A 26,642-nucleotide genomic window follows, 5' to 3' on the forward strand; every position below is an offset into this window, starting at 1 on the left:
AAGCCTTCATTTGGGAAAAACCTCCAGCAATCGTGGCGCTATCTTGTCCAGTGGGCGAATTTCCACGGCGGCGTCGATGGCCGCAGCCGCTTTCGGCATGCCGTAAACCGCACTGCTGTTCTGGTCCTGAGCGATGGTCAGGTAGCCCTGTTGGCGCATGAGTTTAAGCCCCTGCGCACCGTCGCGGCCCATGCCGGTCAGCAAAACGCCCACGGCGTCGCCGTTCCAGTAACTGGCCACACTCTCGAAAAACACATCGATCGAGGGCCGGTAAATCTCGTTGACCGGTTCGGCGGTGTAGGCCAGCGTCCCGTTTTTCAACAAGCGAATATGGTGGTTGGTGCCGGCCAGCAACACCGTGCCGGCCTGTGGCGACTCGCCTTCCTGAGCCAGGCGCACATTGAGGCCGCTGGCACTGCTGAGCCATTCGGCCATGCCGGCGGCGAACACCTGATCCACGTGCTGCACCAACACGATGGCCGCCGAAAAATCCCGCGGCAGGCCCTTGAGCAGGATTTCCAACGCTGCCGGCCCGCCCGCGGACGAACCGATGGCGACCAGTTTTTGCCGGGAGCCCGAGTGGCGCAACGGGCTCGGCGCCGAGCGCACCCGGTTACCCTTGTCGCCGATCAGCCAGCCAATGTTCAGGATCTTGCGCAGCAACGGCGCCGCCGCCTCCGCGGCATTGCCGGCACCGATGGCAGGTGTATCGACCACGTCCAGCGCGCCGTGGCCCATGGCCTCGAACACCCGGTGTACGTTCTGCTGGCGGTCGACGGTGACAATCACGATCGCACACGGGGTTTCGGCCATGATGCGCCGGGTCGCTTCCACGCCATCCATCACCGGCATGATCAGGTCCATCAGGATCAGGTCCGGGGTGTACTCGGCGCAACGTTGCACCGCCTCGGCCCCGTTGCCGGCGACCCAGATCACCTGATGTGCCGGTTCGAATGCCAAGGCTCGGCGCAGAGCCTCTACCGCCATGGGCATGTCGTTGACGATAGCGATTTTCATGCCCGTGCTCCCCCGATGAGCTCAACCACTGCATCAAGCAGGGCATCGTCATGAAAACTGGCTTTGGCTAGATAATAGTCGGCTCCGGCGTCCAGTCCACGACGACGGTCTTCTTCGCGATCCTTGTAGGACACCACCATAACCGGCAGCGATTGCAAGCGGTTGTCCCGGCGCAATAAAGACACCAGTTCGATACCGTCCATGCGCGGCATATCAATGTCGGTGATCAACAGATCGAAATCCTCCGAACGCAAGGCGTTCCAGCCATCCATACCGTCTACCGCCACGGCCACATCGTAGCCGCGATTGAGCAGCAGCTTGCGCTGCAACTCGCGAACGGTCAGGGAATCGTCCACCACCAGAATCCGCTTGCGCGCCACTTCGGCAACCTGATTGCTGTGCCGGGCAATGCGCTCAAGACGCCCGGTGTTGAGCAGTTTGTCGACTGATCGCAGCATGTCTTCGACATCAACGATCAACACCACCGAACCGTCGTCGAGCAAGGCCCCGGCGGAAATGTCCTGAATCTTGCCCAGCCGCTCATCCAGCGGCAAGACGACCAAGGTCCGCTCGCCAATAAAGCGTTCGACCGCCACGCCATAGATTGCATCGCGCTCGCGAATCACCACGACCTTGAGCGTTTGCGGGCTGTTCTTGCTCGCCGGGCGCTGCAACAACTGACTGGCCGCGACCAGCCCGACATGCCGGCCTTCGTACCAGAAGTGCTGGCGGCCTTCGAGCTGGACGATGTCTTCGGGTTCCAGATCGCACATCCGCTCGATGTGCGCCAACGGGAAGGCATAGGCCTCGTCGCCGACTTCGACCACCAGGCTGCGCACCACCGACAGGGTCAACGGCACTTCCAGATGGAAGCGGCTGCCCTCGCCCGCTGTCTGCTCCAGCACCACCGCACCGCGCAACTGCCGGACCATGTGCTGAACCGCGTCCAGCCCGACGCCGCGCCCGGAGACTTCGGTGACCTTGTCCCGCAGGCTGAAACCCGGCAGGAACAGGAATGTCAGCAACTCCTCTTCGCTTAACTGCGCAGCGGTTTCGGTCGGGGACAACTGCCGCTCAATGATGCTGCGACGGACCTTTTCCAGGTCAACGCCATTGCCGTCGTCACTCAGTTCCAGCACCAGCAGACCGGCCTGGTGGGATGCGCGCAGACGGATCAAACCTTCCACCGGTTTGCCCGCCAGCAGCCGTTGTTCCGGGGTTTCGATGCCATGGTCCACGGCGTTGCGCAGCAGGTGCGTCAGCGGCGCTTCGAGTTTTTCCAGGACGTCGCGATCAACCTGGGTCTTCTCGCCTTCGATCTCCAGGCGAACCTGTTTGCCCAGGTCACGACCGAGGTCGCGAACCATCCGCACCTGCCCGGTCAGCACGTCGGCAAACGGGCGCATGCGACAGGCCAGCGCGGTGTCGTACAACACTTGTGCGCGTTGACTGGCGTGCCAGGCGAATTCATCGAGTTCGGCGTTTTTTTCCACCAGCAGTTGCTGGGATTCCGCCAACAACCGGCGGGCATCCTCAAGAGCCTCTTGGGCTTCCAGGCTCAAGGCATGCTCCTTGAGGTGGACGTTGAGGTTTTCCAGGGCACGCAAGCCATTGCTCTGCATGCGTTTGAGGCGCTGCATGGTGGCCAGGTGCGGTTTGAGCCGCAGGGTTTCCACCAGGGATTTGCTCGACAGGTCGAGCAGGCTGTTCAGCCGTTCGGCGGTGACCCGCAGCACGCGCTCACCGTTTTCGGTGGTGCGTTTGACCTTGCGCGGCGGCTCGACGGGCGCAACGGCCAGCGGTTCGACGACCGGGGCGAGCGGCTCGACCGACGGTGGCTCCAGCTGAAGTTCGGCCATAAATGGTGCAATCGGTGTACTGATCGGCGGCGCCAGTGTCATCGGGTCCAGCAATCGCCCCATTAACGCTACATAGGCATCAATTTCCACCGCTGACGGTGCATTGCCCGGAGTCGCGATGCGCATCAACAGGTCAGTGCCCTGCAACAACGCGTCGATGTGCTCGGGCCGCAGATAGAGGTGCCCTTCCTGAGCGCTGACCAGGCAATCCTCCATCACGTGAGATACGCTGACCCCGGCATCCACGCCGACAATCCGCGCCGCCCCCTTGAGCGAGTGGGCTGCGCGCATGCACGATTCCAGGTGATCGGCCTGGGTCGGATCGCGCTCCAGGGCCAACAGGCCGGCGCTCAGCACTTGGGTCTGGGCCTCGGCTTCGAGACTGAACAGTTCCAGCAAAGAGGCGTCGCGCATTTGCTCGGGGGTCATGTGAGGCTCCGGGACACGGCGGACAGCAACTGTTCTTCATCCAGCCAACGCAGGCTGCGACCTTTGAATTGCAACACGCCACGGGTGTACCTGGCGCTGGCCTGGGTCCCGGATTGCGACGCGGCATCGAGGATGCGTTCGTCGATGGCGTGAATCCCGTCCACTTCGTCCACCGGCACCACCACCGGGCCACCCCGGCGGCGATGATCAACATCCGCGGCATCACCCGCGTACCCGAGGCCACAATGTTGGTGGCATCGAGCCCGAGCAACTCCACCAGCGACAGGCACGCCACCAGGGCACCGCGCACATTCGCCACGCCGAGCAAGGCCCGGGAACGTTGATGTGGCAAGGAGTGAATGGCTTGCAGCGGCGCCACTTCCACCAGACTGCGAGTGGCCAGGCCCAGCCATTCTTCGCCGAGACGGAACATCAGCAACGAGCGGGTCTTGACGTCGGCTTCGACCAGCGTCGACACCTGCGCATGGTCTTCCTGCTGCAAGGCGTAACGGTCGAGCAAACGGGTGGCGGCGGCCGAATACACCGCGCAATTTCGGCAGTGGATGTGCTCGCTCAGCAGCGGGCAGGACTTGTCGCCGTGGATACCGATGCGGTTCCAGCAGTCGTCGATGGCCTGGGCATCTTCATGGGTGAAGCTCAAAGTGTCGGAGGCGCTCATCGTTTACGCTCACTGTCGGCGGCACGCTCGCTGCGAGCGGCGCGTTCCTGCAATCGTCTGGCGCCCGCGGTGTCGCCCAGCGATTGCAGCAAGGCTGCCAGGTGCATCAAAGCGTCGGGGTGTTGCGGTTCGAGGTACAACGCCTTGCGATAGTAACCCTGGGCCTCAAGCGCACGACCGGCGACATCGCTAAGCAGTCCCAGCCAATAAAATACTTGGGCGACCGGTTCGTGGCTGCTCAGATAACTTTCGCACGCGGCACGGGCCTCGGCACTTTTGCCTTCGTTGGCCAGGGCGGCGATGTTCGCCAGCAGCGTGGCCGCGTCGGGGTTGGCCGATTCAAGGGTATTCGGCAGCGGCGCGACAGTGGCGAACGGGCGACTGCGCACTGGCGGCGGGGTCATGCTGCGCACGGGTTGACGCACCGGCAACGGGGTGGAACAAAGTTCGGAACAGGCTCGGGCTCCGGCGCGCGTTGGCGGCTAAAGGCAAACGACTGCGCGATACCGATCGAGCGCATGCCGAAACGCCCGAGCAAGCTACCTTCGGCCGGGCCGATAAACAGCACGCCATCGACGTGGGTCAGGCGCTTGAGCACTTCGAAGACTTGTTGCTGGGTCGGCTGGTCGAAATAGATCAGCAGGTTGCGACAGAACACAAAATCATAGGGCGGCTCGCTGGCCAGCAAGGTTGGATCAAGCAGATTGCCGACCTGCAAACGGACCTGTTCGAGCACCCGCTCACTCAGTCGATAACCTTCCTCCTCGGCGCTGAAATGCCGCTCGCGATACGCGATGTCCTGACCACGAAAGGAGTTCTTGAAATACAACCCGCGCTTGGCCTTCTCCACCGAGAGCGGGCTGACGTCCATGCCGTCGACCTTGAACTGATGCGGTTTGAACCCCGCGTCCAGCAGCGCCATGGCGATGGAGTACGGCTCTTCGCCGGTGGAGCACGGCAGGCTGAGAATCCGCAAGGCGCGCATGTTGTTGATGTCGGCCAGGCGTTTGGCTGCCAGTTTCGCCAGGGTGGCGAAGGATTCCGGGTAACGGAAAAACCAGGTTTCCGGGACGATCACCCCTTCGATCAGCGCCTGCTGCTCGTCCCGCGAACCTTGCAAAGTCTGCCAGTACTCGTCGGCCGTCAGCGCATAGGCGGCCGTCATGCGCTGACGCACGGCACGTTCGATGATGGCTGGGCCCACGGAGGCGACATCGAGGCCGATGCGATCCTTGAGGAAATCGAAAAACCGCTGATCGCTGCTCATGGCCGCTCCTCAAGCAGGTCCAGAGGCCGCGACGGAAACAGCAGCGCACGAACCTGATCATCGAGCAGATCGGCGACCCGTACCCATTGCAGCAAGCCTTGAGCATCCTTGCGCACCGGACCGAGGTACGGCGCCTGGCGGTTGTCCAGGCCATAAGGCTGAAAATCCGCCAGGTTGCAGCGCAGGGTATCGCTGGCCTGTTCCAGGATCAGGCCGAGCAATTGCGCAGGCGTGGCCTCATCCGGTCGGTAGTGCACCAGCACCAGCCGCGTGCTGGTGCGGGCCTGCGCCGGTTGGCCGAAGGTCAGTGCACTGAGGTCGATCACCGGCACCACCGCGCCACGATAGGCGAACACCCCGGCGACCCAGGCCGGAGCCTGGGCAATCGGCTTCAACGGCAGGCGTGGCAACACTTCAGCTACCTCGATGGCTTGCAGCGCGTAACGCTCGTTACCGACGCGAAACACCAGGAACAGCGCCTGCCTGGCCGGTGCCACAGCGTTGCGTTTGGCCGTGAGTTCGCTCATCAGACTTTGAATCGCGAGACGCCGCTACGCAGCCCGACGGCCACCTGGCTCAGTTCGTCGATGGCGAAACTGGCCTGGCGCAAGGACTCGACGGTCTGGCTGCTGGCATCGCCCAACTGCACCAGCGCGTGGTTGATCTGTTCGGCGCCGGTGGCCTGGGCCTGCATGCCTTCGTTGACCATCAACACCCGCGGCGCCAGCGCCTGGACCTGATGGATGATCTGCGACAGCTGCTCGCCGACCTGCTGCACTTCGGACATGCCGCGACGCACTTCTTCGGAGAACTTGTCCATGCCCATGACCCCGGCCGACACTGCCGACTGAATCTCGCGGACCATCTGCTCGATGTCATACGTGGCGACGGCGGTCTGGTCCGCCAGACGTCGCACTTCAGTGGCGACCACGGCAAACCCGCGACCGTATTCACCGGCTTTCTCGGCCTCGATCGCCGCGTTCAGCGACAGCAGGTTGGTCTGGTCGGCGACCTTGACGATGGTCACTACCACCTGGTTGATGTTGCCGGCCTTCTCGTTGAGGATCGCCAGTTTGGCATTGACCAGATCGGCCGCGCCCATCACCGAGTGCATCGTGTCTTCCATCCGCGCCAGCCCTTGCTGCCCGGAACCGGCCAGCACCGAGGCCTGATCGGCGGCGGTGGAAACTTCGGTCATGGTGCGCACCAGGTCACGGGAAGTCGCGGCGATTTCACGGGACGTCGCGCCGATTTCAGTGGTGGTGGCGGCGGTTTCGGTGGCGGTGGCTTGTTGTTGCTTGGAGGTGGCGGCGATTTCAGTGACCGAGGTGGTGACTTGCACCGACGAACGCTGAGCCTGCGACACCAGCGAGGTCAGCTCGGTCATCATGTCGTTGAAGCCGGTTTCCACGGCGTTGAACTCATCCTTGCGCTCCAGGTTCAGACGGCTGCTGAGGTCGCCGGTGCGCATGATTTCGAGGATTTTCACGATGCGGTTCATCGGCGCCATGATGGCGCGCATCAACAGCAGGCCACAGAAACCCGCGGCCAGCACCGCGATCAGCAGGGAAACGCCCATGCTGACTTTGGCCGCCGTGACGGCATCGCCAATGGCTACCGTGGAACTCTGGGCCAGGTCTCGATTGCGTTCGATGATTTCGTTTAGTTGTTCGCGGCCACGCTCCCAGGCGGGTCCCAAGTCTTGCAATAACGACTGGCGGGCCTGTTCGAACTCTTTACGCTGATAAAGATCGACGACCTTGGCCAAAACCTGATTGTAGGCTTGATGGCGAGACTCAAACTCGTTGAAGGATTGCTGATCGACCGTATCGAAAATGGTGGTGCGGTAATTGTCCATTTCGTCGTTCAGGTGCTTTTCAAAGCCCTTGTAAGCCACCAGTTGCTCCGGGGTGATGTCGTGATGCTCGGACAGGCCGACGATCTGTTGCGTCAGCACATAACCGTCGACCCAGGCACTGCGAATCATCGAACTGAAATACACCCCTGGCACTGCGTCGGTGCGAACCTTTTCCTCGCTGGCCTCGACCTTCAGCAACCGTGAATACGAGACGACGACCATCAGCAGCATGATGGCAATAATGACCGCAAAGCTCGCCAAGATGCGTTGGCGCAACGTCCAGTTCTTCACAGTATGTCCTCGGGGCCATTTTCAAATGCTGGGGAGTATAGCTGAGGGCGGTGTTTCATTTATAAGACGGATGCTCGCCGCCCCACATCCCGATGGCAAATAGCCGGGACGGGCTCTGGAAAGGGACTTTCCGCTAGATCGGGTGAGACATGCCAGTGGTGATTTGGCAGAAATTGACCGTGGATTGGTCATTGGGTGATGTGGGGTTGCTGAAAAAGCTATCGCGAGCAGGCTCGCTCCCACAGTTGATCGGTGTCGTACGCAAAGGCCAAGTTCGCAGCAAACCCCTGTGGGAGCGAGCCTGCTCGCGATGGCGGCCGACAGGCTTACATCGAAGCCTGGCGCACCTGCTTCTCCAGTTCAGCCTTCAATCCCGGCTCCAGCTTCAACTGCCGCGCCAGTTCATCGAGGTAGGACTTCTCCATGAAGCTTTCCTCATCCACCAGCATCACACTGGCGATGTACATCTCGGCGGCCATTTCCGGGGTGCTGGCGGCGCGGGCGACGTCGCTTGGGTCGAGGGGCTTGTTGAGTTCGGCGTGCAGCCAGTGCTGCAGTTCCTGGTCGTTATCGAGTTTGGTGAATTCACCTTCGATCAATGCGCGCTCACGTTCATCAACGTGGCCATCGGCTTTGGCCGCGGCTACCAGCGCCTTGAGAATCGCCTGGCTGTGTTGCTCAACCTGCGCCGCCGGCAAGCGGTCGATGGTTTGCGGCTCAGTCTGCGGCGCCGTGCCCTGCTGGGCTTGCCAGTTGCCAAAAGCCTTGTAGGCAATGACACCCAGCGCCGCGAGACCGCCATAGGTCAGGACCTTGCCACCGACACTGCGACCCTTCTTGCTACCGAGCAACAGGCCCATTGCTCCGGCCGCCAAAGCACCGCCACCCGCCCCCGAGAGCAAACTGCCGAGGCCGCCGGAGCCACCGCTGCCGCCAAGCAAACCGCCCAATCCACCGCCGGATGACTTGTTCTGATGACCGCCGGCCTTGTCCTTCAACAGGCCCTGGCCGGATTTGAGTAGCTGATCGAGCAATCCACGGGTGTTCATTTGCTGCCTCCACGAATTCTGGGTAACCGGATGATTCAGGCCCTCAGCCTAGATCGAAAGTGCCCGGTACCTGCCCGCGAGAGTGCTTCCAGATGTTGCTCGGCCCTTGCGACTCGCCGAGGCTTCAGGCTGGGTCATCGATTAAAAGATATAGACTCGAACAAATCTATAAAAACCGCCCACCGGGTACCGTTCCCATGATGACCTTGCGTCAGATCCGTCATTTCATCGCTGTGGCCGAGACCGGCTCGATCTCCGCCGCCGCGCAAACCGCGTTTATTTCCCAGTCCACCCTGACCCTGGCGATCCAGCAACTGGAGCAGGAAATCGGCGTCAGCCTGTTCAACCGTCACGCCAAGGGCATGACCCTGACCCACCAGGGCCATCAATTCCTGCGCCAGGCGCATCTGATTCTGGCGACCGTGGACAACGCCAAACGCAGCCTCCAGCAAAGCACCGACCAAGTCGCCGGTCAGTTAATCGTCGGGGTGACCAGCCTCGTTGCCGGTTATTACCTGGCGGATTTGCTCACCCGATTCCAGCGTGCCTACCCCAACGTCGAAATTCGCGTGATGGAGGATGAGCGCCCTTACATCGAGCATTTGCTGGTCAGCGGTGAAATCGATGTCGGCGTACTGATCCTCTCCAACCTCGAAGACCGCCATGCCTTGCAGACTGAAGTCCTGACCCACTCGCCCCACCGCTTGTGGCTGCCGGCGCAGCATCCGTTGCTGGAACACGACAGCATCAACCTCGCCGACGTAGCCCGCGAGCCGCTGATTCAGTTGAACGTCGATGAAATGGACCGCAACGCCCAGCGCATGTGGTCGGCCGCCTCGCTGCAACCACGCATCACCCTTAAAACCGCGTCGACGGAAGCCGTGCGAAGCCTGGTGGCGGCGGGATTGGGCGTGTCGATCCAACCGGACATGACCTACCGCCCCTGGTCACTGGAGGGCGACATCATCGAAGCCCGGCCGATTGCCGACCTCAGCCAGACCCTCGACGTCGGCCTGGCCTGGCGTCGCGGCACCGCCCGTCCGGCGCTGGTCGACCCGTTCCTGACCGTTGCCCGTGAGCAACCCCACGGCGGGCGCAAGCCATCTATTTAATCGAACGCCACCTTCAGTATTTAGTATTTGTCGACCTCGGGCCCGCGCACTAGTCTTGTTACATCTTTATAAGACGGCCAGGCCCCAGTCGCTGGGAGCACCATGGCCACACAAGAAAAGAGAACCCGAAAAATGGCTGGCGCGCAGACCCCGTTGTTCACCGCGTTGTTGATCGATGGCGAATTGGTCGCAGGCCAGGGCGTTGTCGAACCGATTCTCAACCCGGCCACCGGCGAAGTACTGACCCACATCGCCGAAGCCAGCACCGAGCAAGTCGAAGCCGCGATCCTCGCCGCCCACCGCGCCTTCGCCAGTTGGTCGCGCACCACGCCGCAGCAACGTTCGAATCTGTTGCTGGACATCGCCAACGCCATCGAAAAAAACGCCGACCTGCTTGCCCGCCTCGAATCCCTGAATTGCGGCAAGCCGTTGCACCTGGCCCGTCAGGACGACCTGAGCGCCACGGTCGATGTGTTCCGTTTCTTCGCTGGCGCAGTGCGCTGCCAGACCGGTCAGCTCAGCGGTGAATACCTGCCGGGTTACACCAGCATGGTCCGCCGCGATCCTATCGGGGTCGTCGCGTCCATCGCGCCGTGGAACTACCCGATCATGATGGCGGCCTGGAAAATCGCCCCGGCCCTGGCCGCCGGCAACACCCTGGTATTCAAGCCCTCCGAACATACGCCGCTGTCGATCCTCGCCCTGGCGCCAGCGCTGGCCGACATCCTGCCGAACGGGGTGATCAACATCATCTGCGGGGGTGGTGAAGGCGTTGGCAGCCATTTGGTCAGCCACCCGAAAGTACGCATGGTCTCGCTGACCGGCGACATCGTCACCGGGCAAAAAATCCTCCAGGCCGCGGCGAAAACCCTCAAACGCACGCACCTCGAACTCGGTGGCAAGGCCCCGGTGATCGTCTGCAATGACGCAGACATTCAAGCGGTGGTCGACGGTGTGCGCACCTACGGCTATTACAACGCCGGTCAGGATTGCACCGCCGCGTGCCGGATTTATGCCCAGGCCGGGATTCATGATCGTTTGGTGGCGGAATTGGGCGCAGCGGTCAGCAGCCTGCGCTTCGCCGGTAAACGCGATGCCGACAACGAAATCGGCCCGCTGATCAGCACCCGCCAACGCGACCGCGTCGCCAGTTTCGTCGAACGCGCCCTCGGCCAGCCGCACATCGAACGCGTCACCGGCGCGGCGGTGCATTCCGGCGCCGGCTTCTATTACCAGCCGACGCTGCTGGCCGGTTGCAAACAGAGCGATGAGATCGTCCAGCGCGAAGTGTTCGGACCGGTGGTCACCGTGACCCGTTTTGATGAACTGGCACAAGCCGTGGACTGGGCCAACGACTCGGAATACGGCCTCGCCTCTTCGGTCTGGACCCAGAACCTCGACAAAGCCATGCAGGTCGCGGCGCGCTTGCAGTACGGCTGCACCTGGATCAACAGCCATTTCATGCTGGTCAGCGAAATGCCCCATGGCGGCCTGAAGCGTTCGGGCTACGGCAAAGACTTATCCAGCGATTCGCTTCAGGACTACAGCGTGGTGCGGCACATCATGGCCCGCCACGGCCAGCATCTCTGACTACGCTAATAACAAGCCGCCAACGGCATGCTTCACCACGTTCACAACTGCCCCGACCATAATTAAAGAAGAGGGAAACCCCATGTTCGTGCACAAGACCGCACTGCTCAGTGCAATCACCACTGCATTGCTCGCCAGTGCCAGTATCCAGGCCGCCGAACCGCTGAAAGCCGTCGGTGCCGGCGAAGGTCAGCTGGATATTGTCGCCTGGCCCGGTTACATCGAACGTGGCGAGAGCGACAAGGCCTACGACTGGGTGACCGGTTTCGAGAAGGAAACCGGTTGCAAGGTCAATGTAAAAACCGCCGCCACCTCCGATGAAATGGTCAGCCTGATGGCCAAGGGTGGTTACGACCTGGTCACCGCGTCCGGCGATGCGTCGCTGCGCTTGATCGTCGGCAAGCGTGTGCAGCCGATCAACACCGCGTTGATCCCGAACTGGAAAAGCATCGACCCGCGCCTCAAAGATGCGCCGTGGTACGTGGTCAACAAGCAGACTTACGGCACCCCGTACCAGTGGGGCCCGAATGTGCTGATGTACAACACCAACGTATTCAAGACTGCGCCGACCAGTTGGAACGTGGTGTTCGACGCGCAAAACCTGCCGGACGGCAAGCCGAACAAGGGTCGCGTGCAGGCCTATGACGGCCCGATCTACATCGCCGATGCCGCGCTGTACCTGAAAACCACCAAGCCGGAACTGGGTATCCAGAGCCCTTACGAGCTGACCGAAACCCAGTACAAAGCCGTGCTCGATCTGTTGCGCGCCCAGCAGCCGCTGATCCATCGCTACTGGCACGACACCACCGTGCAGATGAGTGACTTCAAAAACGAAGGCGTGGTCGCGTCCAGCGCCTGGCCGTATCAGGTCAACGGCCTGATGAACGAGAAGCAGCCGATCGCTTCGACCATCCCGAAAGAAGGTGCCACCGGCTGGGCCGACACCACCATGTTGCACGCCGAGGCCAAGCACCCGAACTGCGCCTACAAGTGGATGGACTGGTCGCTGCAACCGAAAGTCCAGGGTGACGTCGCCGCGTGGTTCGGCTCGTTGCCAGCGGTGCCGGCGGCGTGCACCGGCAGCGAACTGTTGGGCGCCGAGGGTTGCAAGACCAACGGTTTCGACCAGTTCGAGAAAATCGCCTTCTGGACAACCCCGCAGGCTGAAGGCGGCAAGTTCGTGCCGTACAGCCGCTGGACCCAGGATTACATCGCGATTATGGGCGGTCGTTAAGCCTTCTTAAGATCAAAAAAGATCAAAAGATCGCAGCCTGCGGCAGCTCCTACGCCGACCGCAGGCACCGCCAATCTCGCGTCTTCCGCAAATCCCGTAGGAGCTGCCGCAGGCTGCGATCTTTTCGACGCCACAGCCGATTCAATTTTTATCGAAAGCGCGCCTTTTTGGAGCACCGCACCATGACGCCTGCAGTCCAGTTCACCAACGTTTCCCGTCAGTTCGGCGAAGTGAAGGCCGTTGACCGGGTTTCCATCGATATCCAGGACGGCGAGTTCTTTTCCATGCTTGGCCCTTCCGGCTCGGGCAAAACCACCTGTTTGCGCCTGATCGCCGGTTTTGAACAACCGAGCGCAGGCTCGATCCGTATTCATGGCTTAGAGGCTGCCGGGCTGCCGCCGTATCAGCGTGACGTAAACACCGTTTTCCAGGATTACGCGCTGTTCCCGCACATGAACGTTCGCGACAACGTCGCCTACGGTCTGAAAGTCAAAGGCATCGGTAAAGCCGAACGCCGCCAGCGCGCCGAAGAAGCCCTCGACATGGTCGCCCTCGGCGGCTACGGCGAGCGCAAACCGGTGCAACTGTCCGGTGGTCAGCGCCAGCGTGTGGCCCTGGCCCGCGCCCTGGTCAATCGCCCACGGGTGCTGCTGCTCGACGAACCGCTCGGCGCTCTCGACCTGAAGCTGCGCGAGCAAATGCAGAGCGAGCTGAAGAAGCTGCAACGCCAGCTCGGCATCACCTTCATCTTCGTCACCCACGACCAGACCGAAGCGCTGTCGATGTCCGACCGCGTGGCCGTGTTCAACAAGGGTCGCATCGAACAGGTCGACACCCCGCGCAACCTCTACATGAAACCGGCAACCACCTTCGTCGCTGAATTCGTCGGCACCTCCAACGTGATTCGCGGCGATCTGGCGAAGCAGTTGAGCGGCAATCCACAGCCGTTTTCGATTCGCCCGGAACACGTGCGTTTCGCCGAAGGCCCGCTGGCCAGCCATGAGATTGAAGTCAGCGGCTTGCTGCACGACATCCAGTACCAGGGCAGTGCCACCCGCTATGAAGTCAAACTGGAAAACGGCCAGACCCTGAACATCAGCCAGGCCAACGTCCAGTGGCTGGACACCAGCGCCCAGCACCAGGCCGGGCAACGCATCAGCGCACGCTGGGCACGTGAAGCGATGATCCCGCTGCACGACAATGTTGTGAGCGGGGTGTGAGATGAACAGCGTGGCGCTCCCTCAAACGTCGGCCGGCGGTCCGCCGTTGCGCAGGTTTTCCAACCTGTTGTATCGCCGGCCCAACTTTTACCTGTCGTTGCTGCTGGTGCCACCGCTGCTGTGGTTCGGCGCGATCTACCTCGGGTCGCTGCTGGTGCTGCTGTGGCAAGGCTTCTACACCTTCGATGACTTCACCATGGCGGTCACGCCCGACCTGACCCTGGCGAACTTTGCCGCACTGTTCCAGCCGTCGAACTTCGACATCATCCTGCGCACCTTGAGCATGGCGATTGTCGTGTCGATTGCCAGTGCCATCGTCGCGTTCCCGATTGCCTATTACATGGCGCGCTACACCACCGGCAAGACCAAGGCGTTTTTCTACATCGCGGTGATGATGCCTATGTGGGCCAGTTACATCGTCAAGGCCTACGCCTGGACCTTGCTGCTGGCCAAGGGCGGCGTGGCGCAGTGGTTCGTTCAACACCTGGGGCTGGAGCCGGTGCTGCAATTCGTCCTTGGCATTCCCGGCGTGGGCGGCAGCACCTTGTCGACCTCGCACCTGGGACGTTTCATGGTGTTCGTCTACATCTGGCTGCCGTTCATGATCTTGCCGATCCAGGCCTCGCTGGAACGCTTGCCGCCGTCGCTGCTGCAAGCCTCCGCCGACCTCGGCGCCAAGCCGCGCCAAACGTTCATGCAGGTGATTTTACCGCTGTCGATCCCAGGCATTGCGGCCGGTTCGATCTTCACCTTTTCCCTGACCCTCGGTGACTTCATCGTGCCGCAACTGGTGGGCCCGCCGGGCTACTTCGTCGGCAGCATGGTCTACGCCCAGCAAGGCGCCATCGGCAACATGCCGATGGCGGCCGCGTTCACGCTGGTGCCGATTGTGTTGATCGCCGTTTACCTGACCATCGTTAAACGCATGGGGGCCTTCGATGCGCTCTAAGCCAATAAAACAAGGCGATCAAGCCTCCCTGGGGCTGAAAATCGCCGCGTGGGGCGGGTTGGTGTTTCTGCACTTCCCGATCCTGATCATCTTCCTGTACGCCTTCAACACCGAAGAAGCGGCGTTCAGCTTTCCGCCCAAGGGCTTGACCCTGCACTGGTTCAGCGTGGCGTTTTCGCGCCCCGACGTGCTGGAAGCGATCAAGCTCTCGGCGCAAATCGCCGCCATCGCGACGCTGATTGCGATGGTCCTCGGCACCCTCGCGTCAGCGGCGTTGTATCGCCGGGAATTCTTCGGCAAGCAAGGCATCTCGTTGATGCTGATCCTGCCGATTGCGCTGCCGGGGATCATCACCGGGATCGCGCTGCTGGCGACGTTCAAGACGCTGGGGATCGAGCCGGGGATGTTTACCATCATCGTCGGCCACGCGACCTTCTGTGTGGTGATCGTCTACAACAACGTCATCGCCCGGTTGCGCCGCACCTCGCACAGTTTGATCGAAGCCTCGATGGACCTCGGCGCCGACGGCTGGCAGACCTTCCGCTACATCGTCCTGCCAAATCTCGGTTCGGCGTTGCTGGCTGGCGGCATGCTCGCGTTTGCGCTGTCGTTCGACGAGATCATAGTCACCACCTTCACCGCCGGCCATGAGCGCACCCTGCCGCTGTGGCTGCTCAACCAGCTCAGCCGCCCACGGGATGTGCCGGTGACCAACGTCGTCGCGATGCTGGTGATGATGGTGACCATGCTGCCGATCCTCGGCGCCTACTACCTGACCCGTGGCGGTGAAAGTGTTGCGGGCAGTGGCGGGAAGTAAATCAATAACTGACAACAATCCCTGTAGGAGCTGCCGAAGGCCGCGATCTTTTGGCGTCGATGATGCGGCCAAAGATCAAAAGATCGCAGCCTTCGGCAGTTCCTGCAAAGAGACCGAACGAGGACATGAAGATGCAAACCAAACTCCTGATCAACGGCCAACTGATCGACGGCGAAGGCCCCGCCCAACCGGTGTTCAATCCGGCGCTCGGCCGTGTACTGGTCGAAATCAATGAAGCCAGCGAAGCCCAGGTCGACGCCGCCGTACGCGCTGCCGACAACGCCTTCGAAGGCTGGTCGCAAACCCCGCCCAAAGACCGCTCGTTGCTGCTGCTCAAACTCGCCGACGCCATCGAAGCCCACGGCGAAGAGCTGGCCAAACTGGAATCGGACAACTGCGGCAAACCCTACAGCGCCGCGCTGAACGACGAGATCCCGGCGATTGCCGATGTGTTCCGTTTCTTCGCTGGCGCCAGCCGCTGCATGAGTGGTTCGGCCGGCGGCGAATACCTGGCCGGTCACACCTCGATGATCCGCCGCGATCCAGTCGGCGTGATCGCCTCCATCGCGCCGTGGAACTACCCGCTGATGATGGTCGCCTGGAAAATCGCCCCGGCCCTGGCCGCGGGTAATACCGTGGTACTCAAGCCGTCGGAACAAACCCCGCTGACCGCGTTGCGCCTGGCGCAACTGGCGTCGCAAATCTTCCCGGCCGGCGTGCTCAACCTGGTGTTCGGTCGTGGCCCTACCGTCGGCAGTCCTCTGGTCACGCATCCAAAAGTGCGCATGGTGTCGCTGACCGGTTCCATCGCCACTGGCGCCAACATCATTTCCAGCACCGCCGACAGCGTCAAACGCCTGCACATGGAACTGGGCGGCAAGGCGCCGGTGATCATCTTCGACGACGCCGACATCGACGCCGCGGTGGAAGGCATTCGTACGTTTGGCTTCTACAACGCCGGGCAAGACTGCACCGCCGCTTGCCGCATCTACGCGCAAGCAGGCATCTACGAAAAATTCGTCGAGAAGCTCGGCGCGGCGGTAAGCACCATCAAGTACGGCCTGCAGGATGACCCGGCGACCGAGCTGGGCCCGCTGATCACCGCCCAACATCGCGACCGCGTGGCCGGGTTCGTCGAGCGTGCCGTGGCACAGTCGCATATCCGTCTGGTCACGGGCGGCAAGGCCGTGGAAGGCAATGGTTTCTTCTTCGAACCTACCGTGTTGGCCGATGCGCAGCAGGACGACGAGATTGTTCGTCGCGAAGTGTTCGGGCCGGTGGTGTCAGTGACCAGATTCACCGATGAAGCGCAGGTGCTGGGCTGGGCCAACGATTCGGACTACGGCCTGGCGTCGTCGGTCTGGACTGCAGACGTCGGTCGCGCCCATCGCCTGGCCGCACGGCTGCAGTACGGCTGCACCTGGGTGAATACGCACTTCATGCTGGTCAGCGAAATGCCCCATGGTGGTCAGAAATTGTCCGGCTACGGGAAGGACATGTCCATGTACGGGCTGGAGGACTACACCGTCGTTCGGCATGTGATGTTCAAGCATTAAGAAGCGAAAAGATCGCAGCCTGCGGCAGCTCCTACAGGAATTGCGCCCGGCGCGATATCTGCGGTTGGTGCGGTTGGTGTAGGAGCTGCCGCAGGCTGCGATCTTTTCAGCAGACACACGGAAGTTGTCGGCGATTCACCACAAGGCCTCACCACAATCCAAAACAATAACCACCGACCCGGGCGGCGCCTCCAAGGCCCCGCCACGGTTTCGGACATCCGAAATCTGCCGATTTTCCGGAGCTGACAGACCATGAGTGCATTACCCGATCTCTCCTCAGCCGTTGCCGACAGTGATGCCGAGCAACTGCGCAAGCTGGGCTACACCTCGAACTTCAATCGCAGCATGAGCCTGTGGGAAAACTTCGCCCTGGGCTTCACTTACCTCTCGCCGGTCGTAGGGGTTTATACCCTATTCGGGCTGTGTCTGGCCGCTGGCGGGCCACCGATGTTCTGGGCCTATTTACTGGTCGGTTGCGGCCAGTTGCTGGTGTGCCTGATCTTCGGTGAAGTGGTTTCGCAATTCCCGATTTCCGGCGGTGTCTACCCCTGGGCTCGCCGTTTGGTGGGCAAGCGCTGGGCGTGGATGGTCGGCTGGATCTACTCCATCGCCCTGTGCGTCACCATCGCCGCCGTTGCCGTGGGCGCCGGTCCGTACCTGGCCGCGATGATGGGCTTTGAACCGAGCAACAACACCAATATCATCATCGCGTTGTTCCTCACATTGTTCGCCACGCTGGTCAACCTCAGCGGCACTAAAGTGCTGGCGCGGATCGCCATGTTCGGCTTCCTCTGTGAGTTGATTGGCGCGGTCATCGTCGGCGTCTACCTGCTGGTGTTCGAGCGTCATCAACCGATCAGCGTGTTGTTCAATACCTTCGACATCCGCATCGACGGCTCGTACCTGCCGGCCTTCCTCACCGCCTCGCTGGCGGGGATGTTCCTGTACTACGGCTTCGAGGCCTGCGGCGATGTGGCCGAAGAAACCCCGAACCCAAGCAAGCAAATCCCGATTGCCATGCGTATGACGATCTACATCGGCGGCATCTCGGCGATGTTCGCCTGTCTGGCGCTGATCCTCGCCGTACCGGACATGCAAGCGGTGATCAACGGCACCGACAAAGACCCGGTCACCACCATCCTCAACAACGCCTTTGGCCCGGTGGGTTCGAAAGTGGTGATGGGCGTGGTGATGATTTCCTTCATCTCCTGCGTCATCAGCCTGCAAGCGGCAGCAAGTCGTCTGCTGTATTCCTACGCCCGGGATGAAATGGTCATCGGCAGCACGCTGTTGAAGAAGATCTCCCCTACCACTCAAGTACCGGTTGCAGCGCTATTCGTGTCCGGCGTCCTGCCGGCGCTAATCATCGCCCTCGGCTTCTTCCTGCAAGACGCGGTGGCGACCATCGTCAGCTTCGCGGCGATCGGGATTTACCTGGCGTTCCAGATGATCGTCCTGGCAGCACTGTACGCACGAATGAAAGGCTGGAAACCGAGCGGCAAATTCACCCTTGGCGCCTGGGGCCTGCCGGTCAACATCGGCGCGCTGGTCTACGGCGTCGGCGCCATCATCAATATGGCCTGGCCGCGCACTCCGGATGCGGCCTGGTACATCAACTACGCGATGGTGTTGAGTACCGCCATCGTTATTGGCTTGGGGTTGATCTACATGTGGCTGGCCAAACCGTATGACCATGGGACTGCGCCTGCGGGCGATGCCTGGAAGGTTAGTCGGTAAGATTTTCCCCTGCACCGTTAGGGGTGCCTGAGCTGAAATAGTCCCCTTTCTCACACATCGGGAGAAAGGGGATTTACGGCTATTGACTGAAAAACACCATCAAAGCAACAGCTCCGCTTGATCGTGTTTCAGCAAAGAGATGCGATCGAAAAGCTTGATTTTTTCATCTGCTTTTTGTTTAGCATGATCCGACATAAACGCCAGAAGTTCTTCAAGCTGACTCACATTACCGACCACCCTAAAGGCTTTTTCTTTATTAACAAAAACGAGAGACTTTTTCTTTCGAGACAATAGTTCAATGACGTTACTCAGTGTCCCAGTACTTTTTGCATCCCATATCATCAAGCCGTAATCAGCGGCTTCGGCCATTACAACATCCTTCGCGGTGAAAAATGCTCGCGACCCTTTGGAGTGTTTGGTTTCCACTGTTCTAGCGGGCCATTCTCCAAGATTGTTTCGCGGGGTTACGCCACTGCAATAAATGGTAGTTCTAGATCGAGCCAGGCTCAACAGATACTCTTGAATAGATGTATCGGCTCCACCTGCATCGCCAACCACGACCTCAAATTCCGAGTCGACAATATTATTGATACGCTCTTTCACCTTCGGATCAAGGTGCTTGATATTAATAGAGCCCGCAATAAACACAGTTGTCATTTAGCTCACTTCCAAGTTAATGCCGCGACGTAAATCTTTCCCACTTTTGGATATTTACGTAAAACAGCACAGGCGGCGTCCATTGACGCCCCACTGTCAAATAAATCATCAACAACCAAAACATTCCAACAGCCTGTATTGGTAATTTCATCATTCACACTGAAGCCAGTTCCAATAGCCGCAACCTTTTCAGCCTTGGTATGCAAATCTTTGAGCGATTGCCCTGTAGCAGCCTTTCGGAGTAAATCCGAGAAAACAGGCTTTCCTGTAATTCGCCCTAGCTCCACAGCAATCTCCGTAACTGGCTGTCGTGCCCGTACATTCGAGGCAGGCATAGGCACTACGAACCCCACGTTAGCAAGCTTAGGAAAAACATTTGTCGCTACAGCTCGAGCAAGAGCGCCCACTTGGCTCCAATCCTTCTGATATTTGAGCTGGTAGGTTGCCTCTCCTATCTCGGTACGATGGTTATCGAAGCGTGGTTTTCCGTGCTCATCCTCCCCTAGAAAGGTACTACTTATCATGTGCTTGTCCAGCACCCATCCCTGGTCCCAAGGGCCGTCTATCTGCTTTAGGGATACTTTCAAGGCATTCTCCATTTTAAGCCTGTCCGTTAAGCACCGAATTTCCTTGGCGCTCTTTGACCATAGGCAATGTAAAACAGAGATGCCAGTCGACCGCCGCATGTCGCTTTCGCTCAAGCAAAAACCGCAATTTCCTACAGATTGAACCTTCCAATAAAAAAGCCAATTCCTACAACACGTGACTCCAGAGTAGACTTGCCGCCGCGAGCGCCTGAACGATAAGCTTTACCTCGTCGCTGCTAATTCAGCGACCCGGGGTCGAAGCCGGAAAACTGTCAAAACGGTGCTTGCATGCCCTCCATTGAACTGCGGCTTGTTTACAACTTCAGTTCTGCTTTATGGCGGGCCGTGTGGCGCGGGCCTTCCGGCTTTGCCGTTTTGACAGGAAGTATCCCGACTTCGAACGCCACTCGGTCCGCCACCCAACCTGTCGAAGGGTTGGTGACGACTTCCCCAAACAAAACGGAAGTTACCCTCATGCCTAAGCACGCTCAAAATTCGCCTTACTTCACCCCCACAGTATTCACCCGCCACAACCGCTTCCTCCACGCGCTCATGCAGGACAACCAGGCCTGGTTCTGTGTCCAGGATCTCGGTCGCTTGATGGGTCGCCCAATGGACGAACGCCTCACCCTGAAACTCGATCCCGACCAGCGCCGAAATGTCTGGCTGCTGAAAAGCGGTAACACCGTCGAATCACTGATGGTCAGCGAATCAGGGATATACGCCCTCCTGATTTACCATTTCATCCCGGAAAACCGAAACCTGCGCCAGTGGCTGAGCAACGAAGTCATCCCGATGCTGCGTGAGTCGAACGCGGCATCTGTGGATAACATTCCAAGCCTGACTTCGTTGCGCTGGGCCGGCATCTCGGTGCCGCTGCTGCACTGGCAGCATCAGGCCTGGATCAAGTGGCGGGACATGCCTGAGCTGATGCAGGCACAACGCCCGTTCAAGATCATGGGCACCTGCAGTTGAAGGTTGAGTGAGTCAGTGAAAAGGGGCAGACCTAACGGTCCGCCCCTTTTGTTAGTCGCAAAACACTCTTTGTAGCAGCTGGCAGAGCCTGCATTCGGCTGCGCAGCAGACGTGAAATCGGCGTTTGCGGTGCTTCAGGAAGACCTCGAACTCAGGTTTTACGACTGCTGCGCAGCCGAACGCAGGCTTCGCCAGCTGCTACAGACCTATTTCTGCTGCTCTGCAGGATTCGGTCGCAACACCGCGTCACGGCCAAATCCATCCCCCACCTCAAAACCGCGAAACACTGCGCATCGCATCCACCAGAAACTGCATCGCAATCCGGTCGTTCTCCGACAACTCCCGATACCGCTCCACCAACTTCATTTCCTCCTGATTGAGCCGACGCCTGCGCCGCCCGCACCACAGGTACTGGAAGAGTCCTAACAGTTCGATGATGCCTTGTACTTTCGACATGGACGATGTCCTTCTATACGTCAAAGAAAACTCCAGAAAACCGCATCGCCCTGCTACTTTCAGCAGTCGCTTTTTGCCTGCTGAACCCACCGGCCTGAAGGGCCGAAACCGGTCATATCCATAGAATAGGAACTTAATCGGCGCTGAAAAACTATTTTTTGAGTAATTAGTCTAAAAAAGCAGAAATACCCTATAAATCAGAAAGTACTGTGGGAAATGCTAACCGACACCTCTTGTTGCATTGCCGCAACATCGTTGTGCTATCAATCATTTTTTCTCTGCAACCGAACGGTTTAAGCTATTTGGCATCTGTTTAATGTCCGTTGCGTTTGGCCGAAGGCATGTCCGAACCTCCATTTTTGATCCAGCAGTGCCAGGAACGGCGCGGGATTGTTCACGACAGGTTGTACTTATGCACCGCAGGAATTTGCTCAAAGCATCCATGGCCATCGCTGCCTACACCGGTCTGTCGGCCACCGGCCTTCTGGCCGCACGCGCCTGGGCCGGGAATGGCGCGGCGGATGGCGACGCGCAGGCGTTCGACTTCGAAGCGCTGAAGATCCAGGCCAAGCAGCTCGCCACCCGTCGCTATCAGGACACCAAGCAGGTGCTGCCGCCGACCTTGGCGACCATGACGCCGCAGAACTTCAACGCGATTCAGTACGACGGCAAGCACTCGCTGTGGAATGAGTTGAACGGTCAGCTGGATGTGCAGTTTTTCCATGTCGGCATGGGTTTCAAGCAACCCGTGCGCATGTACAGCGTTGATCCCAAGACGCGACAGGCGCGGGAAGTGCATTTCCGTCCTTCGCTGTTCAACTATGAAAAAACCACGGTCGACACCAAGCAGCTCACGGGCGACCTGGGCTTTTCCGGGTTCAAGTTGTTCAAGGCGCCCGAGCTGGACAGGCACGACGTGCTGTCCTTCCTTGGCGCGAGCTACTTCCGTGCGGTAGATGCTTCTGGCCAATATGGCCTGTCGGCCCGCGGCCTGGCTATCGATACCTACGCGAAGAAGCGTGAGGAATTCCCGGACTTCACCAAGTTCTGGTTCGAGACGCCGGACAAGGACAGCACCCGCTTCGTGGTCTATGCCCTGCTCGATTCGCCGAGCGCCACCGGTGCCTACCGTTTCGACATCGATTGCCAGGCCAGTCAGGTGGTCATGGCCATCGACGCGCACATCAATGCACGTACCGCCATCGAACAGCTGGGTATCGCGCCGATGACCAGCATGTTCAGCTGCGGCACCCACGAGCGGCGTATGTGCGACACCATTCACCCGCAAATCCATGACTCTGATCGCCTGGCCATGTGGCGCGGTAACGGCGAGTGGATCTGCCGTCCACTGAACAACCCGGCGACCTTGCAGTTCAACGCCTTCGCCGACACCGACCCGAAAGGTTTCGGCCTGGTGCAGACCGATCACGAGTTCGCCAGTTATCAGGACACCGTCGACTGGTACAGCAAGCGCCCGAGCCTGTGGGTAGAACCTACAACCGCGTGGGGCGAAGGCTCTATCGATCTGCTGGAAATTCCTACGACCGGCGAGACCCTGGATAACATCGTTGCGTTCTGGACGCCGAAAAAACCGGTGGCCGCCGGTGACTCGTTGAATTACGGCTACAAGCTCTACTGGAGCGCCCTGCCGCCGGTCGGCACACCGCTGGCGCGGGTCAATGCGACCCGCTCGGGCATGGGCGGCTTCGTTGAAGGCTGGGCGCCGGGCGAGCACTACCCTGAGGTCTGGGCTCGCCGGTTCGCCGTGGACTTCACTGGCGGCGGTCTGGACCGCTTGCCGGAGGGTGCAGCGATCGAGCCGGTGGTCACTTGCTCGAATGGCGAGGTGAAGGACTTCAACGTGCTGGTGCTCGATGACATCAAGGGTTACCGGATTACGTTTGACTGGTACCCGACCAATGACAGCGTCGCACCGGTGGAACTGCGGTTGTTTATTCGCACCCATGACCGGACGTTGAGTGAGACCTGGTTGTACCAGTATTTCCCGCCGGCGCCGGACAAGCGTAAGTACACCTGACATAGCAAAATCAAAAGATCGCAGCCTGCGGCAGCTCCTACAAAGAAATCGCATTTCTCTGTAGGAGCTGCCGCAGGCTGCGATCTTTTGACGTTAAAAAGCCCCGATCAACCTGATCGGGGCTTTTACGTTTTTAAGGCGTCACTCAGTCACGCAAATCCGACTCATGAATCGGCTGATCCCGATGGGTCGCCCGTTGATACTGCGCCGGCCAGACAGCCTTGCGCCCGCCCAGATCATCATCCGCGTGCAACGGCCAGTACGGATCGCGCAGCAGTTCACGGGCCAGGAAGATAATGTCGGCCTGACACGTCCGCAGAATATGCTCAGCCTGCGCCGGCTCGGTAATCATGCCTACCGTGCCGGTGGCAATGCCTGACTCCTTGCGCACGCGTTCGGCGAAGCGGGTTTGATAACCCGGCCCGATAGGAATTTCCGCGTTGGCCGCCGTACCGCCCGACGATACGTCGATCAAGTCCACGCCCAAGTCCTTGAGGCGTCGCGCCAGCTCCACGGTTTCATCCGGATTCCAACCGTCTTCCACCCAATCGGTCGCCGACAACCGCACAAATAGCGGCAATTCTTCAGGCCAGACCGCGCGCACCGCTTCGGTGACTTGCAACACCAGCCGGATGCGATTCTCGAACGAGCCGCCATATTGATCGCGCCGCTGATTACTCAGGGGCGACAGAAACTGATGCAGCAGATAACCGTGAGCGGCGTGGATTTCGACCACTTTGAAACCGGCGGTCAGTGCGCGTTTGGCCGCCTCGACGAACGCCTGAATGACTTCAGCGATCTGCCCTGCATCCAGTTGTTCAGGCGGTGTGTGTTGTGGGTCGAATGCAATCGGCGAAGGACCGACCGGAGTCCAGCCGCCGTCTTCGGGTTTAAGGCTGCCGTGCTGGCCAATCCACGGCCGATGAGTGCTGGCCTTGCGCCCGGCGTGGGCCAGTTGAATGCCAGCTATAGCGCCTTGGGCCGCGATAAAACGGGTGATGCGTTGCAGCGGTTCGATCTGTTCGTCATTCCACAGGCCGAGGTCCTCGGCGGTGATGCGGCCATCGGCAGTCACCGCCGTGGCTTCAGTAAAAATCAGACCGGCCCCGCCAACCGCGCGGCTGCCGAGGTGGACCAGGTGCCAGTCATTGGCCAGGCCATCGACGCTGGAGTATTGGCACATCGGCGATACGGCAATGCGATTGAGCAGGGTCAATTGGCGAAGGGTATAGGGTTCAAGCAGCAGACTCATGGGGCACCTCTCGAATCAGTGGGCAGGCTCCAGGGTTCTGTTTGAAAAGTCGACGAGTGACAGGAAAAAGGTGCAGCACCCGCCCCCGCGGGCAAAAAATTCGACAAGACGTCACAAGGCCAATCAAGCAGTGCTTAGAGCCTAGTCGACAACGGGGGATCTCGGTGGGTTCAAGAAAAGATCGCAGCCTTCGGCGGTGCCCACAAGCGCGTAGGAGCTGCCGAAGGCTGCGATCTTTTGATCTTTAACGCGGTTCGATGTGGGCAATCATCAACTGCACGGTCTCATTCCCGCGAAACTCGTTGAGGTCGAGCTTGTAGGCCAGTTCCACCCATTTGATGGTCGGATTCGGCCAAATGTCGCGATCAATCCCGAAAGCGATGCCATCCAGTTTCACCGAGCCACACTCACTTTTGAGCACCACTTTCAGATGACGCTCGCCAACCACCCGCTGCTCGACCAACTGAAACACCCCGTGAAACAGCGGCTCCGGGAAGTGCTGCCCCCAAGGTCCGGCGTGGCGCAGGGCGCGGGCCAGTTCCAGATGAAACTCTTCGACTGCCAGCGTGCCGTCGGACAGCAGGCGCCCGGTCAGGTCTTCTTCGCGCAATTGCCTGCGCACTTCAGCGTCAAAAGCTTCGGCAAACAGCGGAAAATTCGCTTCCGGCAACGTCAGGCCGGCCGCCATCGCGTGGCCGCCGTACTTGCTGATCAGGTTCGGATGCTGCGCTGCCACCACGCTCAAGGCGTCACGAATATGAAAGCCCTGAACCGAACGCCCGGAGCCCTTGAGCAAGCCATCACCCGCATCGGCAAAGGCAATCGTCGGACGGAAATAGCGCTCTTTCATACGCGAAGCGAGGATGCCGATGACGCCTTGGTGCCACTCGGGATCGAACAGGCACAAACCGAACGGCATCGATTCCACCGGCAAATCCTTGAGCTGGGCCAGCGCCTCACGCTGCATGCCTTGCTCGATGGATTTGCGGTCCTGATTCATGCCGTCGAGCTGCGCCGCCATTTCTCGGGCAGCCGCAGCGTCTTCGGTGAGCAGGCATTCGATGCCCAGGCTCATGTCATCCAGGCGTCCCGCCGCATTCAGGCGTGGGCCGACGATAAAACCCAAGTCCGTTGAAGTGATGCGCGCAGGGTCACGCTTGGCGACTTCGAGGATCGCCTTGATCCCCGGCCGAGCGCGGCCGGCACGAATCCGCTCCAGACCTTGATGCACCAGGATCCGGTTGTTCGCATCCAGCGGCACCACGTCGGCAACGCTGCCCAGGGCCACCAGGTCCAGCAACTCGCCGATGTTCGGCTGTGGCGTGCTCTCGTACCAGCCCAAGTTGCGCAAGCGCGCGCGCAGGGCCATCAGCACGTAGAAAATCACCCCAACACCGGCCAGCGCCTTGCTCGCAAACTCGCAACCGGGCTGGTTCGGGTTGACAATGGCATCGGCCAGCGGCAGTTCATCACCGGGCAAGTGGTGGTCGGTGACCAGCACTTTGAGCCCGGCCTTTTTCGCTGCCGCCACGCCTTCAACGCTGGAGATGCCGTTGTCCACGGTGATCAGCAGTTGCGGGGTACGGGTCAGCGCCACTTCAACGATTTCCGGGGTCAGGCCGTAGCCGTACTCGAAACGGTTCGGCACCAGATAATCGACGTGAGCCGCGCCCAACAGACGCAGGCCAAGCATGCCGACGGTACTGGCCGTGGCGCCATCGGCATCGAAGTCGCCGACGATCAGGATCCGCTGGCGCTGCTCCAGCGCCGCCACCAGCAGATCCACCGCCGCATCGATGCCTTTGAGCTGCTGGAACGGAATCAGCCGCGCCAGGCTCTTGTCCAGTTCAGCTTCGGTCTGCACGCCACGCGCCGCGTACAGGCGGGTCAGCAGCGGCGGCAGATCACCGAGGAATGGCAGGGTGTCGGGCAACAGGCGAGGTTCGATGCGCATGGGGTGACAGGTGCTTCTCTTGAATACGTAGGATAAAACCGGATAACGCGAACGGGCGG

General features: G+C 60.2%; 20 protein-coding genes and 2 pseudogenes. 10 read left to right on the top strand and 12 right to left on the bottom strand.

All coding sequences use genetic code 11. From position 1 onward, the window contains the following. Positions 1-6: 6 nt before the first annotated feature. The 7 genes and pseudogenes from cheB to JFV26_RS22785 all read right to left on the bottom strand — a co-directional run bounded on the left by cheB (position 7) and on the right by JFV26_RS22785 (position 8,449). On the bottom strand, positions 7-1,017 hold the full coding sequence (cheB, locus tag JFV26_RS22755; RefSeq protein WP_201195574.1) for a chemotaxis response regulator protein-glutamate methylesterase: 1,011 nt from the start codon (positions 1,015-1,017) through the stop codon (positions 7-9). Continuing rightward, complete coding sequence (locus JFV26_RS22760; protein ID WP_201195576.1) at positions 1,014-3,305, bottom strand: hybrid sensor histidine kinase/response regulator; 2,292 nt, start codon at positions 3,303-3,305, stop codon at positions 1,014-1,016. Before JFV26_RS22760 ends, cheB begins: the two co-directional genes overlap by 4 nt. Next, positions 3,302-3,984: pseudogene (locus JFV26_RS22765) on the bottom strand (chemotaxis protein CheW). Before JFV26_RS22765 ends, JFV26_RS22760 begins: the two are co-directional and overlap by 4 nt. After that, positions 3,981-5,251 (bottom strand): annotated as a pseudogene (locus JFV26_RS22770) (CheR family methyltransferase). The pseudogenes JFV26_RS22765 and JFV26_RS22770 overlap by 4 nt, the downstream one beginning before the upstream one ends. Continuing rightward, the gene (locus JFV26_RS22775; RefSeq protein ID WP_201195577.1) at positions 5,248-5,778 is read right to left on the bottom strand and encodes a chemotaxis protein CheW; all 531 of its coding nucleotides are present in this window, start codon (positions 5,776-5,778) and stop codon (positions 5,248-5,250) included. The pseudogene JFV26_RS22770 and the gene JFV26_RS22775 overlap by 4 nt, the downstream one beginning before the upstream one ends. Continuing rightward, positions 5,778-7,400, bottom strand: coding sequence for a methyl-accepting chemotaxis protein (locus JFV26_RS22780; RefSeq protein WP_201195578.1), 1,623 nt, complete (start codon positions 7,398-7,400; stop codon positions 5,778-5,780). Before JFV26_RS22780 ends, JFV26_RS22775 begins: the two co-directional genes overlap by 1 nt. A gap of 326 nt (positions 7,401-7,726) precedes the next feature. Beyond that, positions 7,727-8,449, bottom strand: coding sequence for a tellurite resistance TerB family protein (locus tag JFV26_RS22785; RefSeq protein ID WP_201195579.1), 723 nt, complete (start codon positions 8,447-8,449; stop codon positions 7,727-7,729). A 197-nt stretch (positions 8,450-8,646) separates the two neighbouring features. On the opposite strand from JFV26_RS22785, the gene JFV26_RS22790 reads away from it, so the two are divergent. From JFV26_RS22790 to JFV26_RS22825, 8 genes are all read left to right on the top strand, one after another. Further along, positions 8,647-9,561, top strand: a complete 915-nt coding sequence (locus JFV26_RS22790) for a LysR family transcriptional regulator (RefSeq protein ID WP_201195580.1) — start codon at positions 8,647-8,649, stop codon at positions 9,559-9,561. 132 nt (positions 9,562-9,693) lie between these two features. Then, entirely contained in the window at positions 9,694-11,151 is a 1,458-nt protein-coding gene (locus JFV26_RS22795; RefSeq protein WP_201195888.1) for a gamma-aminobutyraldehyde dehydrogenase, read from the top strand. Between the two features lie 82 nt (positions 11,152-11,233). After that, complete coding sequence (gene ydcS, locus JFV26_RS22800) at positions 11,234-12,385, top strand: putative ABC transporter substrate-binding protein YdcS (protein WP_201195581.1); 1,152 nt, start codon at positions 11,234-11,236, stop codon at positions 12,383-12,385. A 182-nt stretch (positions 12,386-12,567) separates the two neighbouring features. Next, positions 12,568-13,605, top strand: coding sequence for an ABC transporter ATP-binding protein (locus tag JFV26_RS22805; RefSeq protein ID WP_201195582.1), 1,038 nt, complete (start codon positions 12,568-12,570; stop codon positions 13,603-13,605). A 1-nt stretch (position 13,606) separates the two neighbouring features. After that, positions 13,607-14,554 (top strand): ABC transporter permease, encoded by a 948-nt coding sequence (locus JFV26_RS22810; protein ID WP_201195583.1) that lies wholly within the window; start codon positions 13,607-13,609, stop codon positions 14,552-14,554. After that, positions 14,544-15,371, top strand: a complete 828-nt coding sequence (locus tag JFV26_RS22815) for an ABC transporter permease (protein ID WP_201195585.1) — start codon at positions 14,544-14,546, stop codon at positions 15,369-15,371. The genes JFV26_RS22810 and JFV26_RS22815 overlap by 11 nt, the downstream gene beginning before the upstream one ends. Before the next feature lie 131 nt (positions 15,372-15,502). After that, complete coding sequence (locus tag JFV26_RS22820; RefSeq protein WP_201195587.1) at positions 15,503-16,927, top strand: gamma-aminobutyraldehyde dehydrogenase; 1,425 nt, start codon at positions 15,503-15,505, stop codon at positions 16,925-16,927. 252 nt (positions 16,928-17,179) lie between these two features. Further along, positions 17,180-18,664, top strand: coding sequence for an APC family permease (locus JFV26_RS22825; RefSeq protein WP_201195589.1), 1,485 nt, complete (start codon positions 17,180-17,182; stop codon positions 18,662-18,664). Positions 18,665-18,763: 99 nt separating this feature from the next. Here JFV26_RS22825 and JFV26_RS22830 read toward each other — a convergent pair whose 3' ends face one another. After that, on the bottom strand, positions 18,764-19,321 hold the full coding sequence (locus tag JFV26_RS22830) for a hypothetical protein (RefSeq protein ID WP_201195590.1): 558 nt from the start codon (positions 19,319-19,321) through the stop codon (positions 18,764-18,766). Positions 19,322-19,326: 5 nt separating this feature from the next. Further along, the gene (locus tag JFV26_RS22835; RefSeq protein ID WP_201195592.1) at positions 19,327-19,908 is read right to left on the bottom strand and encodes a ComF family protein; all 582 of its coding nucleotides are present in this window, start codon (positions 19,906-19,908) and stop codon (positions 19,327-19,329) included. A gap of 474 nt (positions 19,909-20,382) precedes the next feature. On the opposite strand from JFV26_RS22835, the gene JFV26_RS22840 reads away from it, so the two are divergent. Beyond that, positions 20,383-20,883 carry a BRO-N domain-containing protein gene (locus JFV26_RS22840; RefSeq protein WP_201195890.1) on the top strand — a complete coding sequence of 167 codons (501 nt, stop codon included), beginning with the start codon at positions 20,383-20,385 and terminating at the stop codon, positions 20,881-20,883. A gap of 270 nt (positions 20,884-21,153) precedes the next feature. Here JFV26_RS22840 and JFV26_RS22845 read toward each other — a convergent pair whose 3' ends face one another. Then, the gene (locus tag JFV26_RS22845; RefSeq protein WP_201195594.1) at positions 21,154-21,339 is read right to left on the bottom strand and encodes a hypothetical protein; all 186 of its coding nucleotides are present in this window, start codon (positions 21,337-21,339) and stop codon (positions 21,154-21,156) included. 412 nt (positions 21,340-21,751) lie between these two features. Between JFV26_RS22845 and JFV26_RS22850 the strand changes: the two genes are divergently transcribed. Next, a complete protein-coding gene (locus JFV26_RS22850; protein WP_201195595.1) occupies positions 21,752-23,377 on the top strand; it encodes a glucan biosynthesis protein D in 1,626 nt (541 codons plus the stop codon). Positions 23,378-23,522: 145 nt separating this feature from the next. On the opposite strand, the gene JFV26_RS22855 is transcribed toward JFV26_RS22850, so the two are convergent. Both JFV26_RS22855 and recJ read right to left on the bottom strand, forming a co-directional pair. Continuing rightward, positions 23,523-24,629, bottom strand: coding sequence for an NADH:flavin oxidoreductase/NADH oxidase (locus tag JFV26_RS22855; protein WP_201195596.1), 1,107 nt, complete (start codon positions 24,627-24,629; stop codon positions 23,523-23,525). Between the two features lie 244 nt (positions 24,630-24,873). Continuing rightward, positions 24,874-26,583, bottom strand: a complete 1,710-nt coding sequence (recJ, locus tag JFV26_RS22860) for a single-stranded-DNA-specific exonuclease RecJ (protein WP_201195597.1) — start codon at positions 26,581-26,583, stop codon at positions 24,874-24,876. Positions 26,584-26,642 lie beyond the last annotated feature (59 nt).

The organism is Pseudomonas sp. TH31 (assembly GCF_016650815.1).
GTDB lineage: Bacteria > Pseudomonadota > Gammaproteobacteria > Pseudomonadales > Pseudomonadaceae > Aquipseudomonas.

Bases quoted from the DNA above. Each gene is read 5' to 3' on its own strand.
- cheB (WP_201195574.1), bottom strand. From the start codon at position 1,017: ATGAAAATCGCTATCGTCAACGACATGCCCATGGCGGTAGAGGCTCTG.
- JFV26_RS22760 (WP_201195576.1), bottom strand. From the start codon at position 3,305: ATGACCCCCGAGCAAATGCGCGACGCCTCTTTGCTGGAACTGTTCAGT.
- JFV26_RS22775 (WP_201195577.1), bottom strand. From the start codon at position 5,778: ATGAGCGAACTCACGGCCAAACGCAACGCTGTGGCACCGGCCAGGCAG.
- JFV26_RS22785 (WP_201195579.1), bottom strand. From the start codon at position 8,449: ATGAACACCCGTGGATTGCTCGATCAGCTACTCAAATCCGGCCAGGGC.
- JFV26_RS22790 (WP_201195580.1), top strand. From the start codon at position 8,647: ATGATGACCTTGCGTCAGATCCGTCATTTCATCGCTGTGGCCGAGACC.
- JFV26_RS22795 (WP_201195888.1), top strand. From the start codon at position 9,694: ATGGCTGGCGCGCAGACCCCGTTGTTCACCGCGTTGTTGATCGATGGC.
- ydcS (WP_201195581.1), top strand. From the start codon at position 11,234: ATGTTCGTGCACAAGACCGCACTGCTCAGTGCAATCACCACTGCATTG.
- JFV26_RS22805 (WP_201195582.1), top strand. From the start codon at position 12,568: ATGACGCCTGCAGTCCAGTTCACCAACGTTTCCCGTCAGTTCGGCGAA.
- JFV26_RS22810 (WP_201195583.1), top strand. From the start codon at position 13,607: ATGAACAGCGTGGCGCTCCCTCAAACGTCGGCCGGCGGTCCGCCGTTG.
- JFV26_RS22815 (WP_201195585.1), top strand. From the start codon at position 14,544: ATGCGCTCTAAGCCAATAAAACAAGGCGATCAAGCCTCCCTGGGGCTG.
- JFV26_RS22820 (WP_201195587.1), top strand. From the start codon at position 15,503: ATGCAAACCAAACTCCTGATCAACGGCCAACTGATCGACGGCGAAGGC.
- JFV26_RS22825 (WP_201195589.1), top strand. From the start codon at position 17,180: ATGAGTGCATTACCCGATCTCTCCTCAGCCGTTGCCGACAGTGATGCC.
- JFV26_RS22830 (WP_201195590.1), bottom strand. From the start codon at position 19,321: ATGACAACTGTGTTTATTGCGGGCTCTATTAATATCAAGCACCTTGAT.
- JFV26_RS22840 (WP_201195890.1), top strand. From the start codon at position 20,383: ATGCCTAAGCACGCTCAAAATTCGCCTTACTTCACCCCCACAGTATTC.
- JFV26_RS22845 (WP_201195594.1), bottom strand. From the start codon at position 21,339: ATGTCGAAAGTACAAGGCATCATCGAACTGTTAGGACTCTTCCAGTAC.
- JFV26_RS22850 (WP_201195595.1), top strand. From the start codon at position 21,752: ATGCACCGCAGGAATTTGCTCAAAGCATCCATGGCCATCGCTGCCTAC.
- JFV26_RS22855 (WP_201195596.1), bottom strand. From the start codon at position 24,629: ATGAGTCTGCTGCTTGAACCCTATACCCTTCGCCAATTGACCCTGCTC.
- recJ (WP_201195597.1), bottom strand. From the start codon at position 26,583: ATGCGCATCGAACCTCGCCTGTTGCCCGACACCCTGCCATTCCTCGGT.